The 20,476-nt window shown below is 38.2% G+C and carries 17 protein-coding genes and 1 tRNA gene; 14 read left to right on the forward strand and 4 right to left on the reverse strand.

The window, feature by feature from the left end:
* The first annotated feature begins 2 nt into the window (after positions 1-2).
* Together GSQ84_RS24120 and GSQ84_RS24125 are read left to right on the forward strand one after the other, a co-directional pair.
* Positions 3-812: a DUF4249 family protein gene (locus GSQ84_RS24120; protein ID WP_158799940.1), complete on the forward strand. Its 810-nt coding sequence runs from the start codon at positions 3-5 to the stop codon at positions 810-812.
* A gap of 75 nt (positions 813-887) precedes the next feature.
* The gene (locus tag GSQ84_RS24125) at positions 888-1,559 is read left to right on the forward strand and encodes a hypothetical protein (protein ID WP_158799941.1); all 672 of its coding nucleotides are present in this window, start codon (positions 888-890) and stop codon (positions 1,557-1,559) included.
* A 35-nt stretch (positions 1,560-1,594) separates the two neighbouring features.
* Here the strand turns inward: GSQ84_RS24125 and GSQ84_RS24130 are convergent, their stop codons facing one another.
* A complete protein-coding gene (locus GSQ84_RS24130) occupies positions 1,595-4,984 on the reverse strand; it encodes a DEAD/DEAH box helicase (RefSeq protein ID WP_158799942.1) in 3,390 nt (1,129 codons plus the stop codon).
* A 141-nt stretch (positions 4,985-5,125) separates the two neighbouring features.
* On the opposite strand from GSQ84_RS24130, the gene GSQ84_RS24135 reads away from it, so the two are divergent.
* From GSQ84_RS24135 to GSQ84_RS24145, 3 genes are all read left to right on the forward strand, one after another.
* Positions 5,126-5,196, forward strand: a tRNA-Cys gene (locus GSQ84_RS24135).
* A 689-nt stretch (positions 5,197-5,885) separates the two neighbouring features.
* A complete protein-coding gene (locus GSQ84_RS24140; protein WP_158799943.1) occupies positions 5,886-6,413 on the forward strand; it encodes an RNA polymerase sigma factor in 528 nt (175 codons plus the stop codon).
* Positions 6,414-6,500: 87 nt separating this feature from the next.
* Entirely contained in the window at positions 6,501-7,178 is a 678-nt protein-coding gene (locus GSQ84_RS24145; protein ID WP_216849024.1) for a DUF1345 domain-containing protein, read from the forward strand.
* On the opposite strand, the gene GSQ84_RS24150 is transcribed toward GSQ84_RS24145, so the two are convergent.
* Positions 7,171-7,866, reverse strand: coding sequence for a hypothetical protein (locus GSQ84_RS24150; RefSeq protein ID WP_158799944.1), 696 nt, complete (start codon positions 7,864-7,866; stop codon positions 7,171-7,173). The genes GSQ84_RS24145 and GSQ84_RS24150 overlap by 8 nt on opposite strands.
* A complete protein-coding gene (locus GSQ84_RS24155; RefSeq protein WP_158799945.1) occupies positions 7,866-8,369 on the reverse strand; it encodes a hypothetical protein in 504 nt (167 codons plus the stop codon). The genes GSQ84_RS24150 and GSQ84_RS24155 overlap by 1 nt, the downstream gene beginning before the upstream one ends.
* Before the next feature lie 185 nt (positions 8,370-8,554).
* On the opposite strand from GSQ84_RS24155, the gene GSQ84_RS24160 reads away from it, so the two are divergent.
* The 4 genes from GSQ84_RS24160 to GSQ84_RS24175 all read left to right on the forward strand — a co-directional run bounded on the left by GSQ84_RS24160 (position 8,555) and on the right by GSQ84_RS24175 (position 15,275).
* The gene (locus GSQ84_RS24160) at positions 8,555-9,208 is read left to right on the forward strand and encodes a DUF4142 domain-containing protein (RefSeq protein ID WP_158799946.1); all 654 of its coding nucleotides are present in this window, start codon (positions 8,555-8,557) and stop codon (positions 9,206-9,208) included.
* Between the two features lie 589 nt (positions 9,209-9,797).
* Entirely contained in the window at positions 9,798-13,121 is a 3,324-nt protein-coding gene (locus GSQ84_RS24165; protein WP_158799947.1) for a TonB-dependent receptor, read from the forward strand.
* 983 nt (positions 13,122-14,104) lie between these two features.
* Complete coding sequence (locus tag GSQ84_RS24170; RefSeq protein ID WP_158799948.1) at positions 14,105-14,839, forward strand: DUF4386 domain-containing protein; 735 nt, start codon at positions 14,105-14,107, stop codon at positions 14,837-14,839.
* Positions 14,820-15,275, forward strand: a complete 456-nt coding sequence (locus tag GSQ84_RS24175; RefSeq protein WP_158799949.1) for a DUF6326 family protein — start codon at positions 14,820-14,822, stop codon at positions 15,273-15,275. Before GSQ84_RS24170 ends, GSQ84_RS24175 begins: the two co-directional genes overlap by 20 nt.
* A gap of 21 nt (positions 15,276-15,296) precedes the next feature.
* Here the strand turns inward: GSQ84_RS24175 and GSQ84_RS28505 are convergent, their stop codons facing one another.
* Positions 15,297-15,413 carry a winged helix-turn-helix transcriptional regulator gene (locus GSQ84_RS28505; protein ID WP_158799950.1) on the reverse strand — a complete coding sequence of 39 codons (117 nt, stop codon included), beginning with the start codon at positions 15,411-15,413 and terminating at the stop codon, positions 15,297-15,299.
* Positions 15,414-15,513: 100 nt separating this feature from the next.
* Here GSQ84_RS28505 and GSQ84_RS24185 point away from each other — a divergent pair, with 100 nt between their 5' ends.
* The 5 genes from GSQ84_RS24185 to GSQ84_RS24205 all read left to right on the forward strand — a co-directional run bounded on the left by GSQ84_RS24185 (position 15,514) and on the right by GSQ84_RS24205 (position 20,476).
* Positions 15,514-15,687 (forward strand): hypothetical protein, encoded by a 174-nt coding sequence (locus GSQ84_RS24185; protein ID WP_158799951.1) that lies wholly within the window; start codon positions 15,514-15,516, stop codon positions 15,685-15,687.
* Positions 15,688-16,126: 439 nt separating this feature from the next.
* Positions 16,127-17,152 carry a sensor histidine kinase gene (locus GSQ84_RS24190; RefSeq protein WP_158799952.1) on the forward strand — a complete coding sequence of 342 codons (1,026 nt, stop codon included), beginning with the start codon at positions 16,127-16,129 and terminating at the stop codon, positions 17,150-17,152.
* The gene (locus GSQ84_RS24195; RefSeq protein ID WP_158799953.1) at positions 17,127-17,888 is read left to right on the forward strand and encodes a LytTR family DNA-binding domain-containing protein; all 762 of its coding nucleotides are present in this window, start codon (positions 17,127-17,129) and stop codon (positions 17,886-17,888) included. The genes GSQ84_RS24190 and GSQ84_RS24195 overlap by 26 nt, the downstream gene beginning before the upstream one ends.
* A 191-nt stretch (positions 17,889-18,079) precedes the next feature.
* A complete protein-coding gene (locus tag GSQ84_RS24200; RefSeq protein ID WP_158799954.1) occupies positions 18,080-19,414 on the forward strand; it encodes a TolC family protein in 1,335 nt (444 codons plus the stop codon).
* A 3-nt stretch (positions 19,415-19,417) separates the two neighbouring features.
* Positions 19,418-20,476, forward strand: coding sequence for an efflux RND transporter periplasmic adaptor subunit (locus GSQ84_RS24205; protein ID WP_158799955.1), 1,059 nt, complete (start codon positions 19,418-19,420; stop codon positions 20,474-20,476).

Raw genomic sequence — 20,476 nt, forward strand, 5'->3', positions numbered from 1 at the left:
TTATGGTACGCAGGATAAGCCTATTATATATCTCCATACTCACTATTTGCTGCTGTTCCTGTGATAAGGTGATCGATGTTAAACTGGACGATACAACGGCACGGATCGTTATAGAAGGGGAGATCACCACGGCCGAAGGACCTTATCAGGTTTCCATTACAGAATCTGCAAATTTTACAGATAACAATACTTTCACTGTGCGCGACGATGCGAAGGTAATGATCAGCGACCTTACTGCAGGAACTGCTGAAACGCTGAATAATATTGGCTCCGGATTATACTTAACTTCTTCCACCAAAGGTACCGGCGGGCATGCGTATTTGCTTACGGTAACGCTGGCCGGTAAAACTTATACTTCTACCTCTACTATCCCTACAAAAGCGGTGAAACTAACAGGGCTGCTTACTGAGCCTTCGGCACTGGATGCCACCAAGATCTATATGGTGCCCGTATTTACAGATCCGGTGGGTAAAGGAAATTATTACCGCATCAGGCAGTCGGTAAACGGTACGCTCATTAAAGGATCTTATGTAAAAGATGACCAGGCTACAGATGGCTGGACCTATAATACATCCTTATATTATGATACTTCCAGCGATTCAGGCAACCCTATCATCCATAGCGGTGATACATTAACTGCAGAACTGCAGTGTGTAGATGAAGGGGTATACACGTACTTCAGAACACTGAGTACTACCATTGCCCAGGATGCCGCTACGCCAGCTAATCCGATCAGTAATATTTCCAATGGTGCTTTAGGGGTATTTAACGCCTGCCAGTCCAGCAAGATCAGCGGTAAGGCTAAATTTTAAAATAAGTATTTCTGACGAATTTGAGTTAATTTTGCATCGCAGGGATATCCTGCGTTAGCAGATAAAAAAAACAGAATGGACAAATCTGAAGTCGAACATATATTAATTTCGGTAAAATCGGGTGCTGATGAAGCGCTGAACATCAAAATCTACAAGAATGGAACTATTGCCAGAAGGGGATGTGCCGGTTTACCTGGCGTAGGGATTTCGGGAATGAGCTTAACCGGGAGCACCACCTATTTTGACCAGCTGATGCAAAGTGTTTCGCAACAAATACTGGATGAAAATATAAACCATGAAGAAGAGATAAAAACAGGTTCCCTGGAATATCTGGTCGCTTTTTACGGGATCAGCAGTAACGAAGATACCGGTGAAAGGGCAGAATGGACCAAATCTACAGGTCTTCGCTTTTTTATGGATGAAGGAACGAGCTTCAGGCATAATTTACTGGGTTTTGTAGATGGATTTGCGATTGAAGCGATGAAACTGACCAATCCCTGGTATTTTGATATTGTGATTATGGCCTTAGACAATATGCAATCAGATGCGCTACCGGAAGAAACATTGGTTGATGCGCCAGAGGCCGATGAAGATCTCAACAAAGCTTTTCAAAGTTATTTTGCACAGGTCAGCAAAAAAGACCTGCCTTCTTTTGCAAAGGGCAAATATTACACAGATATTTCAGGACTTCAGCATGAACTTGTTTTTGAGATCAATGAGCAGTCTGTAACATATAAATTTAACTAAACAATCAAGGCTGAATTATTTCATGCAGCTTAGGTTTAACTAAACAATCCCAGCAGGTCGTTTTTGGAAAGCGACCTGAACAGGGATGCATCTGTTTGGATCAGGTCATTAACCAATTCCTTTTTGTGTTCCTGAAGTTTCATGATCTTTTCTTCGATGGTATCCGGACAGATTAACCTTACCGCCACGACATTCTTTTTCTGGCCGATGCGGTAACTGCGGTCTATGGCCTGGTTCTCTACTGCCGGGTTCCACCATGGATCTACGAGATAAACATAATCCGCCTGCGTTAAATTGAGACCTGTTCCGCCAGCTTTCAGGCTGATCAGGAAAACCCTTATGTCAGCATTGTCCTGAAAGTTTTCAACCCTTTTTTCCCTGTTCCTGGTTTTTCCTGTCAGGTATTCAAAAGGGATATTTCTGGTTTCCAATTCCTTTTTAATCAGGTCGAGCATTGACACGAATTGCGAAAAAACCAATATCTTATGCTGAGGGGAGTGGTTCCCTATTTCTTCCATCAGCGTACTGATCTTGGATGAATGATCGCCATGCAGCAGCTGGTCATTGAGTAATGCCGGGGAATTACAGATCTGGCGCAGCTGGGTTAAACCTTTTAAAACATGTAAGGTATGTTTGGCCATATCTTCTTCCTTTTCTTCGAGCAGGAATTTTCTGTATTCATTTTTACAGGCATCATAGGCGCTTTTTTGTTCTGCACCCATTTCACAGTAAATAACCATCTCCGTTTTATCGGGCAGTTCTTTAGCTACATCTTTTTTTGTCCTGCGCAGGATAAAAGGGCTCACCTTCTTTTTCAAAGCAATAGCCCTTCGGTTATCTTTAAACTTATCAATAGGCGTAGAATAATGATCGCGGAAGAACTGTTTACTGCCTAATAATCCGGGGCAGGCAAAGGAGAGTTGTCCGTAGAGGTCAAAAGTATTGTTCTCTATCGGGGTACCGGTAATGGTGATCTTGTTGCGCGACTGTAACAGGCGTGCTGCATGATAACGCAACGACTCAGGGTTTTTTATCGTCTGAGATTCATCCAGAAAGATATAATTAAAATGGTATTTTTTCAACCAGCCAATATCATAGAGCAGGGTACCATAGGAAGTCAGGATTACTTCATAAGCATCAAACTCATTTGTTTCTTTTAACCGGTCTGCACCATAAATCGTGTGTAATTTAAGGTCGGGTGCAAATTTGGCAATTTCCGACTGCCAGTTAAAGATCAATGTAGTGGGCACCACGATCAGGTTAGTGTTATGATGTCCTTTTTCCCTTTGTGAGAGGATAAAAGCAATAATCTGAATGGTTTTTCCCAATCCCATATCATCTGCAAGGCAGCCGCCAAAACTAAATTCATCCAGAAAATTGAGCCAGTTGAGTCCTTCTTTCTGGTAATCACGAAGGGTGGCATTCAGGGCTTGCGGAACTTCAACCTTTTCAATATTTTTAAAACCTGCTATTTTAGCTTTATAGGTAGAAAGTTCCATTTTTACTTCTGCAGAAAGTACTTCGTTTTCATAGAGGTCGTGGATTTCGGAAAAGTTTACCTTTGGGGTGCGGATAGTTTCTTCCTCAATTTCACCTGAATTGAAATATTTGGTGAATTTATCTATCCATTCCTGCGGAAGCAGTCCCAGGGTTCCATCGCCCAGTTTAACAAATTTGCTTTTGTTGCGGATAGACCGGTGCAGGTGTTTAAGGGAAACTTTCTGCAGGCCAAACTTCACCTCAAAAGAAGTGTCAAACCAGTTGAGCCCGCTTTTTACCGTTATGGCTATTTTAACTTTATTAGGGTTAACCGTATTGCCTTTAAGATCGCTAAAGCCCAGTACCGTAATTTGCTGTTGTTCCCATTCTTCAAAGGCCGTTAAGAACCATCCCTGGTCTAAAAAACGTTTTTTATGCAGATAGAAGCAATCTTTGTCCAGCTGCTCTTCAAAATGTGGATGCTGACGTACCAGTGCAGTAATAAATTTTAATTCATTCTCCTGGTTGCGGGTAACAGTAAAAACATTTCCCAGGTGGTCTTTGGTGTGGATTTGTTTCCTGGAAAGTACAGGTACCTCCACATTGCCGTATTTCATTACTGGCGTGATCAATACATAGTTTTCTGAATCTGAAAGGTAAATGATCTGTTCTGTCGACTGGTCAAAATCAAGTTCTATCAGCTGTTCTTTCGTGGCTGGTTTAACATAAGAATAGTTAATACGGATCTTGTTTTCCAGTTTCGACAGGATATCTTCCTGGAAACTGCCGAACTTTGATTCATGGATCACCAGGTGATTGTTATTCTGCCTGAAAAAATCGATTACCCGTTGCAGGTCGGGATCATCAATCAGGTGCATGGCACCATCATAAAATATAAAATACTTGTATTTGATGTTGACCAGCTGCAGGTCGTGGTTTTTATTACCCAGGATTAGTTCTGCAGAGACAGTGTAAAATTCATTTTTCAGGTGTACGGCTAAACTGAGTTCTATAGCCAGATTTTTAAGTTTAACCGGAACCAGGGAACTGGTAGTTAGATTTGGGGAAAGGGTAGAATCATGGTAATAGGTTTCCAGCTGAAGCGGGTTTTTTACCAGTGCTTTTAATCCTTCTATCTCAGGATCTGATTTTTCTGCTTCATAACTATGCTGAAATTTAGAAACTGCCGTGTAAAATTTAAGCGCATTGATATCTTCTGTTACCCAAAGGTAATCCATCGCGTTGAGCTGTTTCAGCGGGTTTTTTAGCTTACCGCTGGCGCTGGCTGCACAGGATAACAGGTCTACCTGAAAATGGGAATAATAACGGTGCTGTTTGAGCACCAGTATTTTCCTGATGTTTTCCTCTTCATCAATATGGTTTTTAGGGATAACCAAGGCTTTGGGCAGCAGTATTTCCTGAAGTACCGTATTCTTTTCTTTGGTAACCGGTAAAAGATCTTTAATTAAAGGAACGATTTGTGTTTTCCTGTTTTCATATTCCAGCAGGAAGAAATTATCAGGATTGGTTTCATTTTCTAATCCATAAGCTGCTGCAAAAGTCCTGATCTTTTGATGCCTGAGTTTTTCATCAAAAAATATAAGCAGCTCCTGCCTGTTCAACAGGTTATATAACGTGCGTGCCTGATGATCGCATAACCTGGTTTTTGGCATATCGCAGCGGCAGGAGAGGATCAGGTTGTCCTGATCTTTTCTCAGGCTCACCTGAGGAAAATGGATCTGGCTGTTGGTATCGGTAAAAGAGGCGAAGTTAATGGAGATGTGCTGTGGAAAAAGATCTAAATAACCGGTAGCACCTGTATCGGCCGGGCCGGCACTATGTTTCATGATCAATACAGCACTGAGGTCTGCGATTTTAAAATTGCTCAGTACATAAGTGTCCTGTGTATTTTTTGGCGTTTCAGATAGGTTCGGTGTGTTTGACATTTGCAATTGATAAAGATAAACCTTTCTGCCGAATGCCTTAAAATAAGAAAATAAAAAAGATATAATAAATACTACTATTTAAGTAGACATTATTATATTTGCTGCATGAAGAAGAAATCAGATTGACTCTTTTTCTAAAATAGTCATGTGGCCGAGTGGTTAGGTATGGGTCTGCAAAACCCTTTACGGCGGTTCGAATCCGCCCTTGACGTCAGAGCGGGGATGAAGGCCTGCGTAAGATAATTTGATTTTGGTTAGATCGAGTTTTGTTTTGTTAATGCTTCAGTCCGGATGGTCTGAAGCATTTTTTTTGCCTTTCGCCATTACTAAATCGAATTATTTGGGTTATTTACCAATAGGTTCATACGAAAAAGGGGTCGAAAAGAGCTGTTCACGTAAGGAAAGAGCCAATTGGTGTAATAATGTTTTATATTAAATTTCTCTTTAATAGTTTTACTGTCAAGCTAGGTTTAAGCAAGTTTAAACTTTGGTACTTGTGTTAAATTACGCTCTCAAATTGGTGTGTTTGATATACTGGAGGGAAGTTTAACTTCCCTCCAGTTATATGTTCTCCAGTCCGGATAAGCCGATCCGGCAGATGCCGAAAATCAAAAATAAACATTTCAAATTTTTTAAGGTTAATTGAAACGAATTCAAAGTAATACCGTTACCGAAAGTTTTAAAAATCGTAAATAATTCTCTTCAGAATCAATTTGTGTTGGGTTGTGTCTATTTTTATGTACACGTTTTCTTTGTTAGTTGTTCAAAAAGCCACCTATTGGTGTGTATATTTAATGATTGTCAGTTTTTGTTTAATTTTTAGATATTATATTTTATAGCTCCTTGTTTTTGGTATGTGAATTGTAAATCTTCTGGTATCTAACTTGAAAAACTAAAAATTATGAGTAGCAACGATTTCAACTATCAGCTTTACAGTTATAAAGATTCTTTACAGTCTTTTGCCATCTCATTTACCCGTGATGTTGAAGATGCAAATGATTTGGTGCAGGACACCATGTTAAAAGCCATCAATTATTCAGCTCATTTTAAAGAGGGCACAAATTTCAAAGCCTGGCTGTATACGATAATGAAAAATACATTTATCAACAATTACCGCAGATCTACAAAAACCAATTCTATCATGACCGTTACTGATGAAATCACATCAGATAAATTACATTTTAGTGCAAGTGTAAACGGGAGCGATGGGAAGTTTGTGATGGAAGATATCTACAAAGCCTTAGCTAAACTTCAACCAGAATATTATACCCCTTTTTTAAAATACTTTGAAGGGTTTAAATATCACGAGATCGCAGAGCAATTGGATATTCCTATTGGAACTGTTAAAACCAGGATTCATGTAGCCAGACAGTTGCTTAAAAAGAGCTTAAAGATGCATTATCAAAACTTTATGCCTAAAGTAGCCTAGTATTCGGGCTATAATTACATCTATATAGGTCAGTGCTGCATTTTAATTTAAATTGATTACAATTGCGCATTCATTTTAAATTAAGGTATGTTATTTTCAAATATCAAGAGGCTGAGTGCTCATCATAAATTGTTCATTTCCCTTTTTGTAGCACTGATCATTTTTGGATGTAGTTACGGAAGAATATCTACTTCTTCCGAAATTATTATTAGCTGGCTGGGTTATGCCCTCACCACCTTATTTCTATCCTGGTTAACGGTGTTCAATGTTCATCCTATCGAAATGAAAAAGATTGCCAAAGGGCAGGACAGCAGCGGATCGCTGATCTTCTTCTTTGTGCTGACTGCTGCACTGGTTAGCCTTTTTGTAGTTATCCTTTTATTAAGGGCCGACCAGCATCTAAAGGGTAATATGCTTACCCTGCATGTTTTACTTTCTGTGGTAGCAGTGATCTGTTCCTGGACCCTGGTTCATACTATATTTATATTTAAGTACGCCCATATTTATTATGAGGCAGATACAGAGGATGTAACTCCGTCCGACTATTTAGAAGGCCTCGATTTCCCTCAGGAAAAAGAGCCCGACTATCTCGATTTCGCTTATTTCTCTTTTGTGATCGGGATGACTTTTCAGGTTTCTGATGTGGTGATCAATTCAAAACGGATCCGTCACCTGGCATTAGCGCACAGTTTGGTATCTTTTGCTTTTAACACGGTTATCGTAGCCTTAAGCATCAATATCATTTCCAGCTTAATGGCTAAATAACAAAACGTTCAATCAGTAACACCACAGAACCTTCACTAAGGGGTTCAAAATGTACCTCGTCAATACCGGACACTTCCATTCCATCGCGTGTAAGCAGCAAGCGGTTTTCAAATTCGAATGCACCATCAATAACAAAGGTAAATAACCTGCTTTGCTGGTCCCGTTTGTAATAAACACCTTCCTGCCTGCTTTTAAAACGTCCTATACTGATAGAAAATGGTGAAAACAGGGTGTAAAAATCTATCAGTTCATTCTGCTTTCTGTTCAGGTTAAAACTAAAAAGAGCTGATATATTAGGGTTTAACCGTTGGTCGGCACTAATGCAGATCCTTAAATAATTGATTGTATCTTGTGTAAAAGGATTGGTTAACCAAACCGAAGATCCGGCAGTTAGGCTGAGCACTTTCAGCTCTCCGATCCTGATCCTTATTTTTTCTCCTTCAGGGCTGGTAAAAATCAAATTCCCGGTAAGCGGAAGCAGGATCATATAAGAGGCTTTTTCAATTTTTATTGCTATGGATGCGTTACCGGCAAGTTCTTCGTCATCCAGCACGTAAAGCCCGGAGGAAGCATTTGCGTGTGTATTTTTTTCATCCCCCGAACTAAATGTGCTTAATGACTGACATACATCCGACTGACGAACTTTTCGGTTGTCGGAAAGAAATATTTTTGTAGGTGATGGTCTCATCAGATGTGTAATGTTTTTAGTGAATGTATGCTTAGATAAGGAACCAGTTGAACGAGGTTTGTTAAATTGTAATTCCCTGCGTTTTTATCTGATAGGAGCAAATAATGGCCAATGGCTTCATGCCACACTAAAGAATCGGTATAAAAGTTTATGGCCACCTCGTGAAAAGAACTATTATGGATATCAGAATTTATAATTTCAAAATGGAAACTTTTAAAAGTTAGAAATGGCTGTCCCAGTATATTATAAATGTCTGGCATTTGTTCATTGAGCTGATTTAAATAACCTGTACAGGCAGAACTGACCAGAAAGTGCAGTTTGGCTGCTTCCGGATTGTACTGCATCAATTGGGCAAAATTACTGTACCTCTCCTCCGGATTGTACTTTTTTACCTGCGTCAAAAATTCTGTATAGGTATCATTAAAAACTAATCTCTCCCACAAACCTGTAGAATTTACATCAATGATTTTTCTGTAACAAAGAGTAATAATACGTTTAGACATTAATTTTGATAGGAGATGAATTAATTTCCTGACCAAATGTAAGGTGGTGCTTTTAAATAAATTTAATGTATCGGTAGATGGATAATTTTTATCGACCAGCAGGTGATTTTGCCGGATGCTTTTTTGAATTATGGCAAACCATTAGGGTTTAAAGGTGTTAAATGAAGGTAAATAAACAGTCATCTATGAATACGATAAAAAATTTAGCCTTAATGGCTGGTATAGCAATATCGCTGGAAGCTTGTCATTCATCGTCCAGTAAACAGCAAACAGGAACAACTACCGTAGCTGGAGATACTACGATAACTGATAGCACATCAAAGGTTCGGGCCAGGAGCGCTACCGGGCGTTTAAAACCTGAAGAAACAGCTTTCATACAGCAGGCAGCAGTAGGGGGAATGATGGAAGTGGAGTTGGGAAACCTGACTACACAAAAAACAAAAAATCCGAAGATCAAAAGTTTCGCACAGCAAATGATTACCGATCATACCAAAGCCAATACTGAATTGCAGTCAATAGCTGTAGACCTGGGAATCAAACTGCCGGGCGCATTGCCTGCCAAAGAGCAAAGTAACCTGGCAGCTATGAGACAAATGCAGAACCAGGAGTACGATCAGAATTATATGGATATGATGGTACAGGACCACGCAAAAACCATCGACCTGTTTAACGCCGCCAGTAAATTTAAGAATCCTCAGTTGAGTGCATTTGCAACGAAAACATTATCGGTATTATTGATGCGCAATAAAATGGCTATTGCAATAGATTCTTTAACCAAAGTGAAACCTGCTGGTAAGGGAGATGACCTGCCTAACGTAGATAAGAACCACAAAAACTAAGTTTTATAGTCTTTTAGACAGAAGTATATCCATACAGACTTCTTTAAATGTTAAACTGATCCGGCAATCACCTGCCGGATTTTTTTATGTATAATCTAGAACATTTGAATTGTATCGAGAAATTTGGGAAATCCGAACCACTTTTCTGGATAGTATTCCCATTTGTTTTCTCTAATGAAGTAAAAAATAACTGTTTTTAACTTAAGGGTGTGTTTTTAAAAAGTTTATTCTCATCTTTTTCATTGTTTATTTCATAATAATGAGTATTTAAGGTATTCTGATAAAAATTTGGAGATTTAAGATTAATTTGTTATCTTATTGGTTTTGTTAAAATAAGAATAAGTAATAATGTTAAAATCAGTGATTTATTCATTTTATTCATCTTTTTTAGGGCGTTTATTTTAAAATATTGTTTTAAAATGCTACTTTTTTTTGTGTAAAATATAAATTATGGAATTTTTTGATGCATTTTAGATAATAATGTGAATTATTAAATCATTTTAGCTTTAATCCCTTGTTAACATTAACTTAATGCACGACCTTTACCTTCGTGCTCTTTCAATGCAGAAAGGTTACATTAACGACAAGTATGAAAAAACAATTACTATTAATTTTATTGCTTATTATGACTGTCTGGACGGGAAGCTCCGTCTTCGCGCAGGGCGTAACTACAGCATCCATCAATGGGGTCGTAACAGACGGAAAAGCCCCGGTTCCCGGTGCTACTGTAGTACTTACACACATTCCTTCAGGAACCGTTTATTCGGTTATCACCCGTGGAAATGGCCGTTACAACTTAATCAATGTTAAAGTTGGCGGACCTTACACCCTTAAAATTACTTATATCGGCTTTAACGCTTACATTCAGGAAAACCTAACCCTTTCTATCGGACAGGATCAGGCCATCAATGTAAAACTAAGCGATGGTGCTACAGACTTGAACGAAGTCAAAATTGCCGGTAATGGAAATAAAGTAATGAACTCTTCCCGTACAGGTGCAAGGGAAACGATTACAAGAGCACAGATCGATGCTTTGCCAACCATCAATAGATCTTTATCAGACTTCACTAAATTGACTCCATCTGCAAGTTCTACCAGTGCTTTGAGTTTTGGTGGAAGAAGTAGTACCTATAATAATATTACTGTTGACGGTGCTTTATTTAACAACTCTTTTGGTTTATCAGGTTCATTAGGTGGTCAGACAAACTCACAGCCTATCTCTCTGGATGCGATTGATCAGATCCAGGTTGATTTGGCTCCTTATGATGTTCGTCAGGGTTTCTTTACTGGTGCTGGTGTAAACACTGTTATTAAATCAGGTACAAATGATATTAAAGGTACAGTATATTATTATGGCCGTGGTACAGGTTTAACTGGTTATCATGCCGGAACAACTGATATTACTAAAACTCCATTTGATTATAATTCAAGGGGTTTTAGTTTAGGCGGACCAATCATTAAAAATAAATTATTCTTCTTTGTTTCTGGTGAACAGGAAAGAATAAGCAATCCTGCAACAAGTTATACAGCCACAGGATCTGCTTTAGCTAGTGGAACAGTTTCACAAGCCAACGCATCTACATTGGATGCAATTTCTGCTAAACTGAAAACCTTAGGATATGATCCGGGGCCATATGAAAATTACAGCTATAAAACATCAAGTGATAAGGTTACAGTTAAGTTAGACTGGAACATTGATAAAAACAACACTTTAAGTGCAAAGTATTTTTATCTGAAATCTTACAAAGATCAGCCTGCAAGTAATTCGGGAATTACCAATAATAAAGTTGGTTACGGTACAACCCGTGCTCCTGGAACAACTACACTTCCTTTTTATGGTTCAGGTTATGAGATCAATAATAACTTTAACATTGGTATGTTAGAGCTGAACAGTAAAATCAGCAATACCATATCCAATAAATTAACCGTTGGTTATTCTGCATTGCGCGATTACCGTACTTCATTATCAGGCACAAACACACCTATGGTGGATATAGGTAATGGTACTTCAGATAATTTAGGCAATGTAACTACAGCGGCTACTGCTACAATGACCAGTTTTGGTTATGAATTGTACACTGCTGGTAACTTATTATCATCTAATATTGGACAATTATCTGATGATTTGACCATTTTTGCAGGTAAACATGAGCTTACCTTTGGTACAAGTAATCAGTCACAAAGTTTTACCAATGGATTTGCACCAGATTATAATGGTTTATATACTTACAATTCAGCTTCAGATTTCCTGAATGGTTTACCTGCTGCTGCATATACTTATCGTAATTCAGCTGCCGGTGGTGCTTTACCATTAGCGAAGATCAAATCTTATAATTTTAGTTTATATGGACAGGATAAATACCGTGCAGCAGATAATTTTGTATTGACTTATGGTTTAAGATTAGATTACAATTATTATCCTACAGATCTTGCTTCTAATCCTAATGCAGAAGCAATAACTTTTCAGCAAGGAATACATGTTGACCCTTCAGTCCTGCCTAAAAGCAAAGTACAAATGTCGCCACGTATTGGTTTTAATTGGGATGTTAACGGAGACCACTCTACACAAATCCGCGGAGGTTCTGGATTATTCGCTGGTTTAACTCCATTTGTATGGATCTCTAATCAGGCTTCTAATGGAGGAACATTGTTCAGTTCAGGAACTGTTACTAAAGCAGGTACTCCTAATGACCCACGTTTGATCTATAATCCTAATGTTGATGCTAACCGTCCTACAGGTGCGGTTGCAGCCAATAATTCTTATGAATTGGATGTAACTAACCCCAAATTAAAATTACCTAAAATCTGGAGGTCTAATTTAGCTATAGATCAGCAATTGCCAGGTGGTGTGATTGCAACTATTGAAGGATCATACACAAAAGACATCAATGCAATTTATACAGAGAATTTAGTAGTTTCTGATGGCTATGCTACTTTACCAGGTGCCGAAGGACAAATTCGTTACAACAGTGCAAATACAACAATTAACAGCTCACCTGTTAGTGCTACCAATCCAACTATAAGTGGTCTGTATTATATGACCAATACCAATAAAGGTTATTCATACTTTGGTACCTTTCAGTTACAAAAAAGTTTCGCAAGCGGTTTCTATGCTAATGTTGCTTACACGCACACCGTTTCTAAAGATGTAAATGATGGTGGTTCTACTGCCAGCACCATCTGGAGCAGCAGACAAGTTGCAGGTAATCCAAATGGAGATAATCTGTCAAATAGCTCATTCGTTATGCCAAACCGTTTCATCGCTTCATTGGCTTACAGAAAAGAATATGCTAAAAATTATGCTACTTCCATTGGCTTATTCTTCGAAAGGGCTAATAATGGAGCTGTTTCTTACATTACCAGTGGAGACCCTAATGGTGATGGAGCTACGAATGACTTGATGTATATCCCTAAAAATAAAGGAGACATTACTTTAGTTGCTGCTGATGCTAAAGATTTAAGAACTCCAGATCAGATCTGGGCTCAGTTAAATAACTTTATCAATCAGGATAAATACCTAAGCTCGCACAGAGGTGAATTTGCACAAAGAAATGGGGTGATTTTACCTTACTTCCAACGTGCTGACTTAAACATCACTCAGGATTTCTTTGTTAAGGCCGGTAAAAACAGAACTACAAAAAATACTATCCGTGTTGAATTTAACATCATCAACTTGGGTAACTTCCTGAACCGTAACTGGGGATTGTACCAGAATTCATTCAGTGGATTTAACAATGGATCATCTACTGTCCTGAAATATATGGGTACTGATCCTACAACAGGAAAAGCTAAATATGCATTCCCTTACCTGGATGCTACTAACTTAGTACCATTAACAACTTCTTATAAAACCAATACTGACCAGATTTCAAGATGGCAGGCACAAATTGGTGTAAGATATATCTTTAACTAATTTCAAATTCATTTATTAAAAAACGGGTTGCCCCATAAAGGCAGCCCGTTTTTTTGTACAAGCAATTTTTTTTGGTATTGATAAAGAATGGGGGAGTGTAAACCTGTTTTAGTAAAATAACTAGCCGAGTGTAATCTGTATTCAGTAATTAAATTTATCATTGTAAACCACAGGCAGTAAAAACAAATTTCATTGTAAACCCATATCAGTAATTTACTTTCTTAATGTAAACTTATGTCAAGTATAAGACAGGATAAGACACAAATGAGATGGTTTTGACTTCGGTTTGACTTCGGTTTGGGTTGGTAGGGTGTTGGTAGGGGGTTGGTAGGGGGTTGATAGGGGGTTGGTTCGGGTAATTGCCGAACCAACCCCGAAAATTAGCCGATCCAAGGCTTGTTCAAGGCAAACTTAATATTAACCAGAATATAACCAAATAAGTTGTAAGAATCCAAGTGTTTGGAGTCTAACCTTAAAAATAAACTATGAACATATAAATACTTAAAAATGGAAAGATCAAAAAATAAACAAAAATGGTTTTACAGGGAAGGTTGGAGATAAAGTTATCTATCCTTTAAAGGAGCAATTGGTAGAACGTACTATAGGTTTGAATACAAAAGCACCTACGATATTACAACTGGAGAACAGCCTGCAATGTACCTGATCATTGATCACCTGATCGCAAAATTCAAGACAGAAAAAGAAGAACCCCCATTACGCTTAGAGACGCATAATTATTTTAGAAAACAGATCAGCGTTCAATAACATCAGACATTTTACAACATGTTTTTTTTCCCTTTTTGGAGAGAACAGAATGTGTTGTGCCGATAATTGCCCGCTTCATTTTTAAAATTCCCGATGTGAAATATAAATTTCTGCTTAATATCTATACTTCTTATTTTACTGAGTATTTTTTTTGCTTTAAGTTATTATTGTTGTAACAATTTAATCTGATGTTCGTCAAAATTAGAAATTAAAAATCAATGAATGGAAGACAGGGTACGGCAAGATTAGCCGGCTTTATATATTTAATCGTGGTGCTGTGCGGAACAGTTTACCTTCAATATGTGCCTTCAGCCATTAAACTAAAAGGAGAGCCTTCAATCATTATCCATCACTTGACGAATGCAGAATTATTGTTTAAAATTGGCATTCTTTGTGAATTAATCTGCTGGGTGGCCTTTTTAATATTACCAATTATTTTATACAAATTGTTTAAACCTGTTCATGACATTGCAGCTAAGTTAATGGTTGTTTTTGCAGTGGTACAGGTGCCGATATCCTTTATAAATTTGTTAAACAAATTCGCTGTTCTTTCTCTTGCAGGGGGTGCTACCTATCTAAAAGTATTCCCGGCAGACCATTTATCTGCTCAAATATTATTTTATCTTAATTTATACCAGCAAGGTAATTTTATCAATCAGATATTTTGGGGTCTTTGGTTATATCCTTCTGGCTATCTGGTATTTAAGTCAGGTTTCCTGCCGAAAACTTTAGGCATTCTTTTGATGGCAGGATGTGTTGGATATTTATTGGATTTTTTAGGAATTTTCCTATTTCCAGGATATGACAAAACCATAATTTCCAACTACATTACATTACCCGCAAGCCTGGGCGAAATAGGAATTTGCCTGTGGTTAATGATCATAGGAATAAAAGACAAACAAATACCTTCATTAAACTTAGAACAGCTATCAAATGAACCCCAGCGATACTAAAACTAATCAGCTTCAGGATTTCAAAATTAATATAAAAATTAAACTTTCGGCATTGTGGATCTCCGTGATGTTCTGTTATATTTATGGCGATTTTTTTTCATTGTTTGTTCCGGGGCGCATTCAAGGACTCGTAAATGGCCAATCCGGGGCCGGGCCTATCACGCCCTGGGTATTACTGGCATATGCCGTGCTACTGTCAATACCACCTTTAATGATCGTTTTATCTTTGGTGCTTAAGCCAGAAATAAACCGCCTTAGTCATATAATCTTCGGGATATTCTTTACGATAGTGATGTTATTAGTGGTTGGCACTTCTATTGAAAAATGGATGATTTTTTATTGTTATTTAGGCGTTATTGAAATTATTATTACTTCGTTAATAGTATATTATGCGTGGCTTTGGCCCAAAGAGAAATCAGAAATAAATAAAAAATGAAGTAGGTCAGACTGAATGCTCCTAAACGCCTGGTTTGTCTCTGAATAATACATTTTTATGGTTTTTTCCCCAGTCTTTTAATGCGGTGATGATTGGCTTTAAAGACGATGCATAATCCGTTAAATTATAGGAAATCACTATAGGGCATTACCAACTAGCACCGGTTAAAGTACGGTATGCACCAACAGGGCAAAAACTGCAAGACCTGGAAATCCCTGCTGAATTTTTACCAGAAGGATTGACGGCTCCTGAACAGCCGCTGCGAGGTTTATACTATACCTATAAAGCGGTGTTAAATGATATTAAGAATAATACGCAGCTTGTTCCGGATTTTGAAAAAGGCGTTCTTATGCACAAACTACTGGACAATATTATTAAAAGTGCTGCGGAAGAAAAAACGATAGCACTTTAAAACTTATTCAGTACTGTTTATTTTACCAAATTAATGTACAGGCCTGGCTGGACCCGAGCCAGGCCTGTACATTTGCAGGCATTTTGTCCTAAAATGTTATTGCTGATATTCACTTTAAGAGAAAGACTAAATGGGACTTTCTTTAGCAAAATTGAACATTTCATCAGGAAAAAAATTCGCTAAAATGGATGCTTATGTATTTATTTTGAAGAATCGCGCTGGCAGCTCATACAGTTCATTATTGAAAAAGCCCGTTTCATTGCCGCTTTTGTACAGTTGTAGTCCAATGCTAAAATAACTTATAACTAAGTCACTACATTTGGTGTTAGATTAGTCATATTGTTTTACTTCCGCTGTCACCTCAGCAATATAACGGTTTAATGAATAACCGGCAATGTGGAATCATCAAACTGTTTAAATTTTAGAAATACATTTGTATATGTTTAAAGCCTATCAAATCAAATGGTATATAGTAATGGCAGGGATGTTTACTATAAGCACGCTGTTTATTCGGCAGCAGGGTTTTAAAGAGATAGGTATATGGGATTGTTTAGATTATTTCCTGCGTATTTTCTCCCTGATCTTTGCCGGATGGTTTGTTCACGCTTATTTCCTTTTGCATAAAATCCCATTTCTACGTGGTATAACCAAATTTTTTGTAAGTAATCTTACAGCAATTTTTGCTATATATTGTATGGCTTGTTTACTGTATGAAATACTGCCTTCTTCACATTTAATTACTAATACAAACCCAACCAAAAATATCATCAGTTCAATTTCTGCAGGCTGTTTTTTTAGTATTATCTGTTATTCTGCTTTTTACAGCATACATGCAAACGTTGCTTTGCAGAATTCTAAACTTGAAAATCAAATCCTGGAGCAGGAACATCTCCGTGCCCAATTGTTATCCTTACAGCAGCAAATTAGCCCGCATTTCTTATTTAATGCTTTAAGTACATTAAAAACAATTGCTACAGATCGTTTAACCAAAAACTATATTGTACAACTGGGTACAGTGTATCGTTATGTATTGAATTATAATGAACACTATTTAACACCACTTCAGGAAGAACTGGTTTTTATAAAATCTTATCTTTATATCATGGACCAGAGGTTTCAGGAATCACTTCAGATTTCCATAGAGATATCAGATGAATACCTGAATTTTGTTATTCCACCTCTTTCTTTACAGCTGCTGATTGAAAACGCAATAAAACATAATATTATTTCAAGGGAGCAGCCTTTACATATACTGATCAAGACAGATAATTCTCCGGCGCTGATTGTTGAAAATAATCTTCAGCTTAAAAAACATGTGGAAGATGGAACGGGCACAGGTCTTAAAAATATAGGTGAGCGATATAGGCTATTAATCGATAAACCAATCAATATTTCAAACGCTGCAGGAAAATTTTCAGTCACTTTACCGCTAATAAAAGATGAGAGTAATCATAATAGAAGATGAATTAAATACAGCAAAAGAGTTGCAGGATATGCTGATGGGGCTCGATAGTGAGATACAGGTAGAGGCAATTTTGCTTTCAGTAGCTTCGGCAGTCAAGTGGTTAACAAACAATCCGGCACCTGAGCTCATTTTCTCAGACATCCAGTTAGGTGACGGTTTGAGTTTTGAGATATTTAAGGAAGTTAAAATTGAAACCTCTGTTATATTCTGTACTGCATTCGATTCTTATGCCATCAAGGCGTTTGAATCCAATAGTATAGATTATCTATTAAAGCCGATTGAAGAAGACATGCTGCAAAAAAGCCTGGAAAAATATCTGCGTTACAAAGACTATCTGCTGACTACTAATCAGCGGGCAATTAATCTGGACAAAGTTATTCTTCAGATGGATACCAGTTACAAGCAAAATATCCTTGTTCATTACCGCGAAAAGATCATCCCCGTTCGTGTGTCAGATATACAGGTTATTTATGCTTCAGAAGGCCTGGTACATATTTACCTTTCAAGTGTAAAAACCTATCCCATCCAATATACTATCGAACAATTGGAGCTGATGCTCAATCCCTATCAGTTCTTTAGGGCTAACCGCAAATTTATTGTTAACCGTGATCATATCAGTGATATTGAGCATTACTTTAACAGAAAGCTTTTCGTGATTACTAAAATTGATCTTCCTGAAAAGGTAATTGTAAGTAAAATCAAAGCCCAGCCTTTTTTAAAATGGATTGAACAGTAATAACCTTGCCTGATACGCACATCTTTATTTTGAAACTCAAAAAAAATCCCAAATTCCTGTCCGTTTCATTGTTCATTTTGTCCTTTTCATTTTCAGATCAACAAAATTATAGTTCTTTGAGAATACTTTTGTAGTATAGTATTTTATTGCACAACCATTTACACGTTGAGGCAACAATATAGACTAAGCCCATGAAAAAAAACATGTTGTTTGCTTTAATCTATTTTCTTCCATTTCAATTGTTTGCACAGCAACATTGGGATTTAAAGGAATGTATAGATTATGGCTTAAAAAATAACCGCAGTAATGTGGTTTATGAAAACGAAAAGAAAGCAGCTGATGCCAGGGCAAAGGAGGCCCTTGCCGATTACCTGCCGAAGGTAAGTATTACCGGGACTTTTGACGATAACCTGAAAGTCCAGGAGTCTGTTATCCCTGCCGGAATTTTTGGTAATGAACCGCTAAAGATCGCTTTCAGTCAGCAATACAATACCAATGGGATAGTTCAGTTAGACCAGACTATATATGACCAGTCGCTGCTAAATGGTCTCAAAGCAAATAAATATAACAAGCAGGAAGCGGAACTGAACATCAGGCAGAACCAGGAAACAATTATCTACAACATCAGCAATTCTTATTATCAGATTTATGTCTACCGTGAGCAGCTGCGCCTGATTAAAGAGAACCTGGCAACTTACCATAAACAGATGGAGATATCCAGATTGCAGGTGCAGAAAGGTGTTACCTTGCAAAAAGACCTCGATAAAGTTACGGTTGACTACAACAATGCGGTTTCGCAAATTCATGTTGCAGAGAGTAATTTAACATTGGCCCAAAACCAGCTTAAGTATGGAATGGGTTATCCCATTAATACTGAATTGCCAATTGACACGGTAGCGCAGCAGAAAGTGACGTTTATGGCAGAAGCCAGGACGGCCGACAATACTTTTGCCGCAGGTAACCGTACAGATTACCAGCTTTCTGGTGTTAATTCTAAACTTCTGGATATAGACCAGAGCAGGATCAAAGCCGGCGGGCTTCCTAAGTTAACCGGTTATGCCCGTTATGGCGCGGTAGGTTTCGGAAATTCTGTAGGCCCTTCATTTAGAGATCTGAGTCCTTATTCTGCCATTGGGTTAAAATTAAGCATACCGCTTTTTGATTTCTTTAAGCGGAATGCACAGTATGCGCAGGCCAAATATAAAAGCTTGAATGCGATAGAGAACCTCAAAATCGACGCAGATAAGTATGAGCTGGAATTTGAAAATAACAAAACAAAACTGGCTAAAGCCCAAAGCAACCTGGAAAATGATAAGCGCAATATTCAATTGGCCCAATCTGTATTCAGGACCACAGATCTGCAATACAAAAAGGGGGTTACTGATCTCACCGATTGGCTCACTGCCCAAAATTCCATTAAGGAAGCACAAAATAATTATCTCAATTCGCTCTATACTTTTTTACAGGCCAAATTAGACCTGGAGAAAGCTGGCGGCAGTCTTAAAACATTTTATACCTCACTTTAACATATGAAACGTAAATACATCATAGGATTAATCATTCTGGTACTCCTGGCATTGATCGTTTTTAGGCTGGCTTCAAATAAGCATACCTTAAATGAAAAGAAGAAACCTGCCCAGGATAGCCTGGTACGCATACCGGTGAAAGTTGCTGCGGTTAAAGAAGAGCTTCAGGAAATCAGCCTGATCAAAACCGGAAGCCTGGCACCATTTAAAGAGGCTAAAGTATTGTCTACCGTAGGAGGTACCATTCAGCAGCTGCGGTTTAACCTTGGCGACCATGTACATGAGGGCCAGATCCTGGCGGTAATGGATACACGCCTGATGCAGCTTGACTTGCAAAAGGCCGAAACCAACGCCGCTAAATTAAAACGTGATCTGGAAAATTACACGGAATTACTGGCGGGACAGGCTGCCACACAGGAAAAGGTGAATGAGATCCGTCAGAATTATCTGGATGCTGCCAACCAGGTGAGCCAGGTTAAAAAGCAAATCTCTGATGCAGCGGTAAAAGCACCAACCAGTGGTATCATTGCTGAAAAACCTTTGGAGCAGCGTGTATTTGCCAATGCAGGAGCTGAGATCACCACAATTGTCAATTTATCGGAGGCAAAAGTTCAGCTTAACCTGACTGAAAATGAGGTTTACCAGGTGAAAAATGGTCAGCAGGTAAAAATTACTACCGACGTATATCCTGGCCAGGTGTTTAACGGGAAAATTACATTTATTAGTCCACAGGCCGATGAAACACATAATTATAAGGTGGAGATTTTAGCAGAGAATAAAGAGAGTTCATTGCTGCGCTCAGGAACTTTTGTGTATGCCGACTTTACCAGGAAAACCAAACAAAACGTGTTGCTCATCCCGCGGGAAGCGCTAACAGAGAGTATTAAGGATGCCAGCGTATATGTGGTGGAAAATGGAAAAGTTCATCAGAAACCAATCAAAACGGGAATTGAAATGAATGATTTTATTCAGGTAATCGGCGGTTTAAAGGCCGGTGAAGTGGTGGTGACCTCGGGTCAGATCAATTTAAAAGAAGGTGCCCAGGTAAGTGTGTCTAAATAA

It is taken from the genome of Pedobacter sp. L105 (assembly GCF_009765875.1).
Taxonomy (GTDB): Bacteria; Bacteroidota; Bacteroidia; order Sphingobacteriales; family Sphingobacteriaceae; genus Pedobacter.

Excerpts from the sequence above, each read along its gene's own strand:
- GSQ84_RS24125 (WP_158799941.1), top strand. The coding sequence starts at position 888 with ATGGACAAATCTGAAGTCGAACATATATTAATTTCGGTAAAATCGGGT.
- GSQ84_RS24150 (WP_158799944.1), bottom strand. The coding sequence starts at position 7,866 with ATGAGACCATCACCTACAAAAATATTTCTTTCCGACAACCGAAAAGTT.
- GSQ84_RS24140 (WP_158799943.1), top strand. The coding sequence starts at position 5,886 with ATGAGTAGCAACGATTTCAACTATCAGCTTTACAGTTATAAAGATTCT.
- GSQ84_RS24155 (WP_158799945.1), bottom strand. The coding sequence starts at position 8,369 with ATGTCTAAACGTATTATTACTCTTTGTTACAGAAAAATCATTGATGTA.
- GSQ84_RS24175 (WP_158799949.1), top strand. The coding sequence starts at position 14,820 with ATGAACCCCAGCGATACTAAAACTAATCAGCTTCAGGATTTCAAAATT.
- GSQ84_RS24170 (WP_158799948.1), top strand. The coding sequence starts at position 14,105 with ATGAATGGAAGACAGGGTACGGCAAGATTAGCCGGCTTTATATATTTA.
- GSQ84_RS24120 (WP_158799940.1), top strand. The coding sequence starts at position 3 with ATGGTACGCAGGATAAGCCTATTATATATCTCCATACTCACTATTTGC.
- GSQ84_RS24145 (WP_216849024.1), top strand. The coding sequence starts at position 6,501 with ATGTTATTTTCAAATATCAAGAGGCTGAGTGCTCATCATAAATTGTTC.
- GSQ84_RS24195 (WP_158799953.1), top strand. The coding sequence starts at position 17,127 with ATGAGAGTAATCATAATAGAAGATGAATTAAATACAGCAAAAGAGTTG.
- GSQ84_RS24160 (WP_158799946.1), top strand. The coding sequence starts at position 8,555 with ATGAATACGATAAAAAATTTAGCCTTAATGGCTGGTATAGCAATATCG.
- GSQ84_RS24205 (WP_158799955.1), top strand. The coding sequence starts at position 19,418 with ATGAAACGTAAATACATCATAGGATTAATCATTCTGGTACTCCTGGCA.
- GSQ84_RS24165 (WP_158799947.1), top strand. The coding sequence starts at position 9,798 with ATGAAAAAACAATTACTATTAATTTTATTGCTTATTATGACTGTCTGG.
- GSQ84_RS24200 (WP_158799954.1), top strand. The coding sequence starts at position 18,080 with ATGAAAAAAAACATGTTGTTTGCTTTAATCTATTTTCTTCCATTTCAA.
- GSQ84_RS24190 (WP_158799952.1), top strand. The coding sequence starts at position 16,127 with ATGTTTAAAGCCTATCAAATCAAATGGTATATAGTAATGGCAGGGATG.
- GSQ84_RS24130 (WP_158799942.1), bottom strand. The coding sequence starts at position 4,984 with ATGTCAAACACACCGAACCTATCTGAAACGCCAAAAAATACACAGGAC.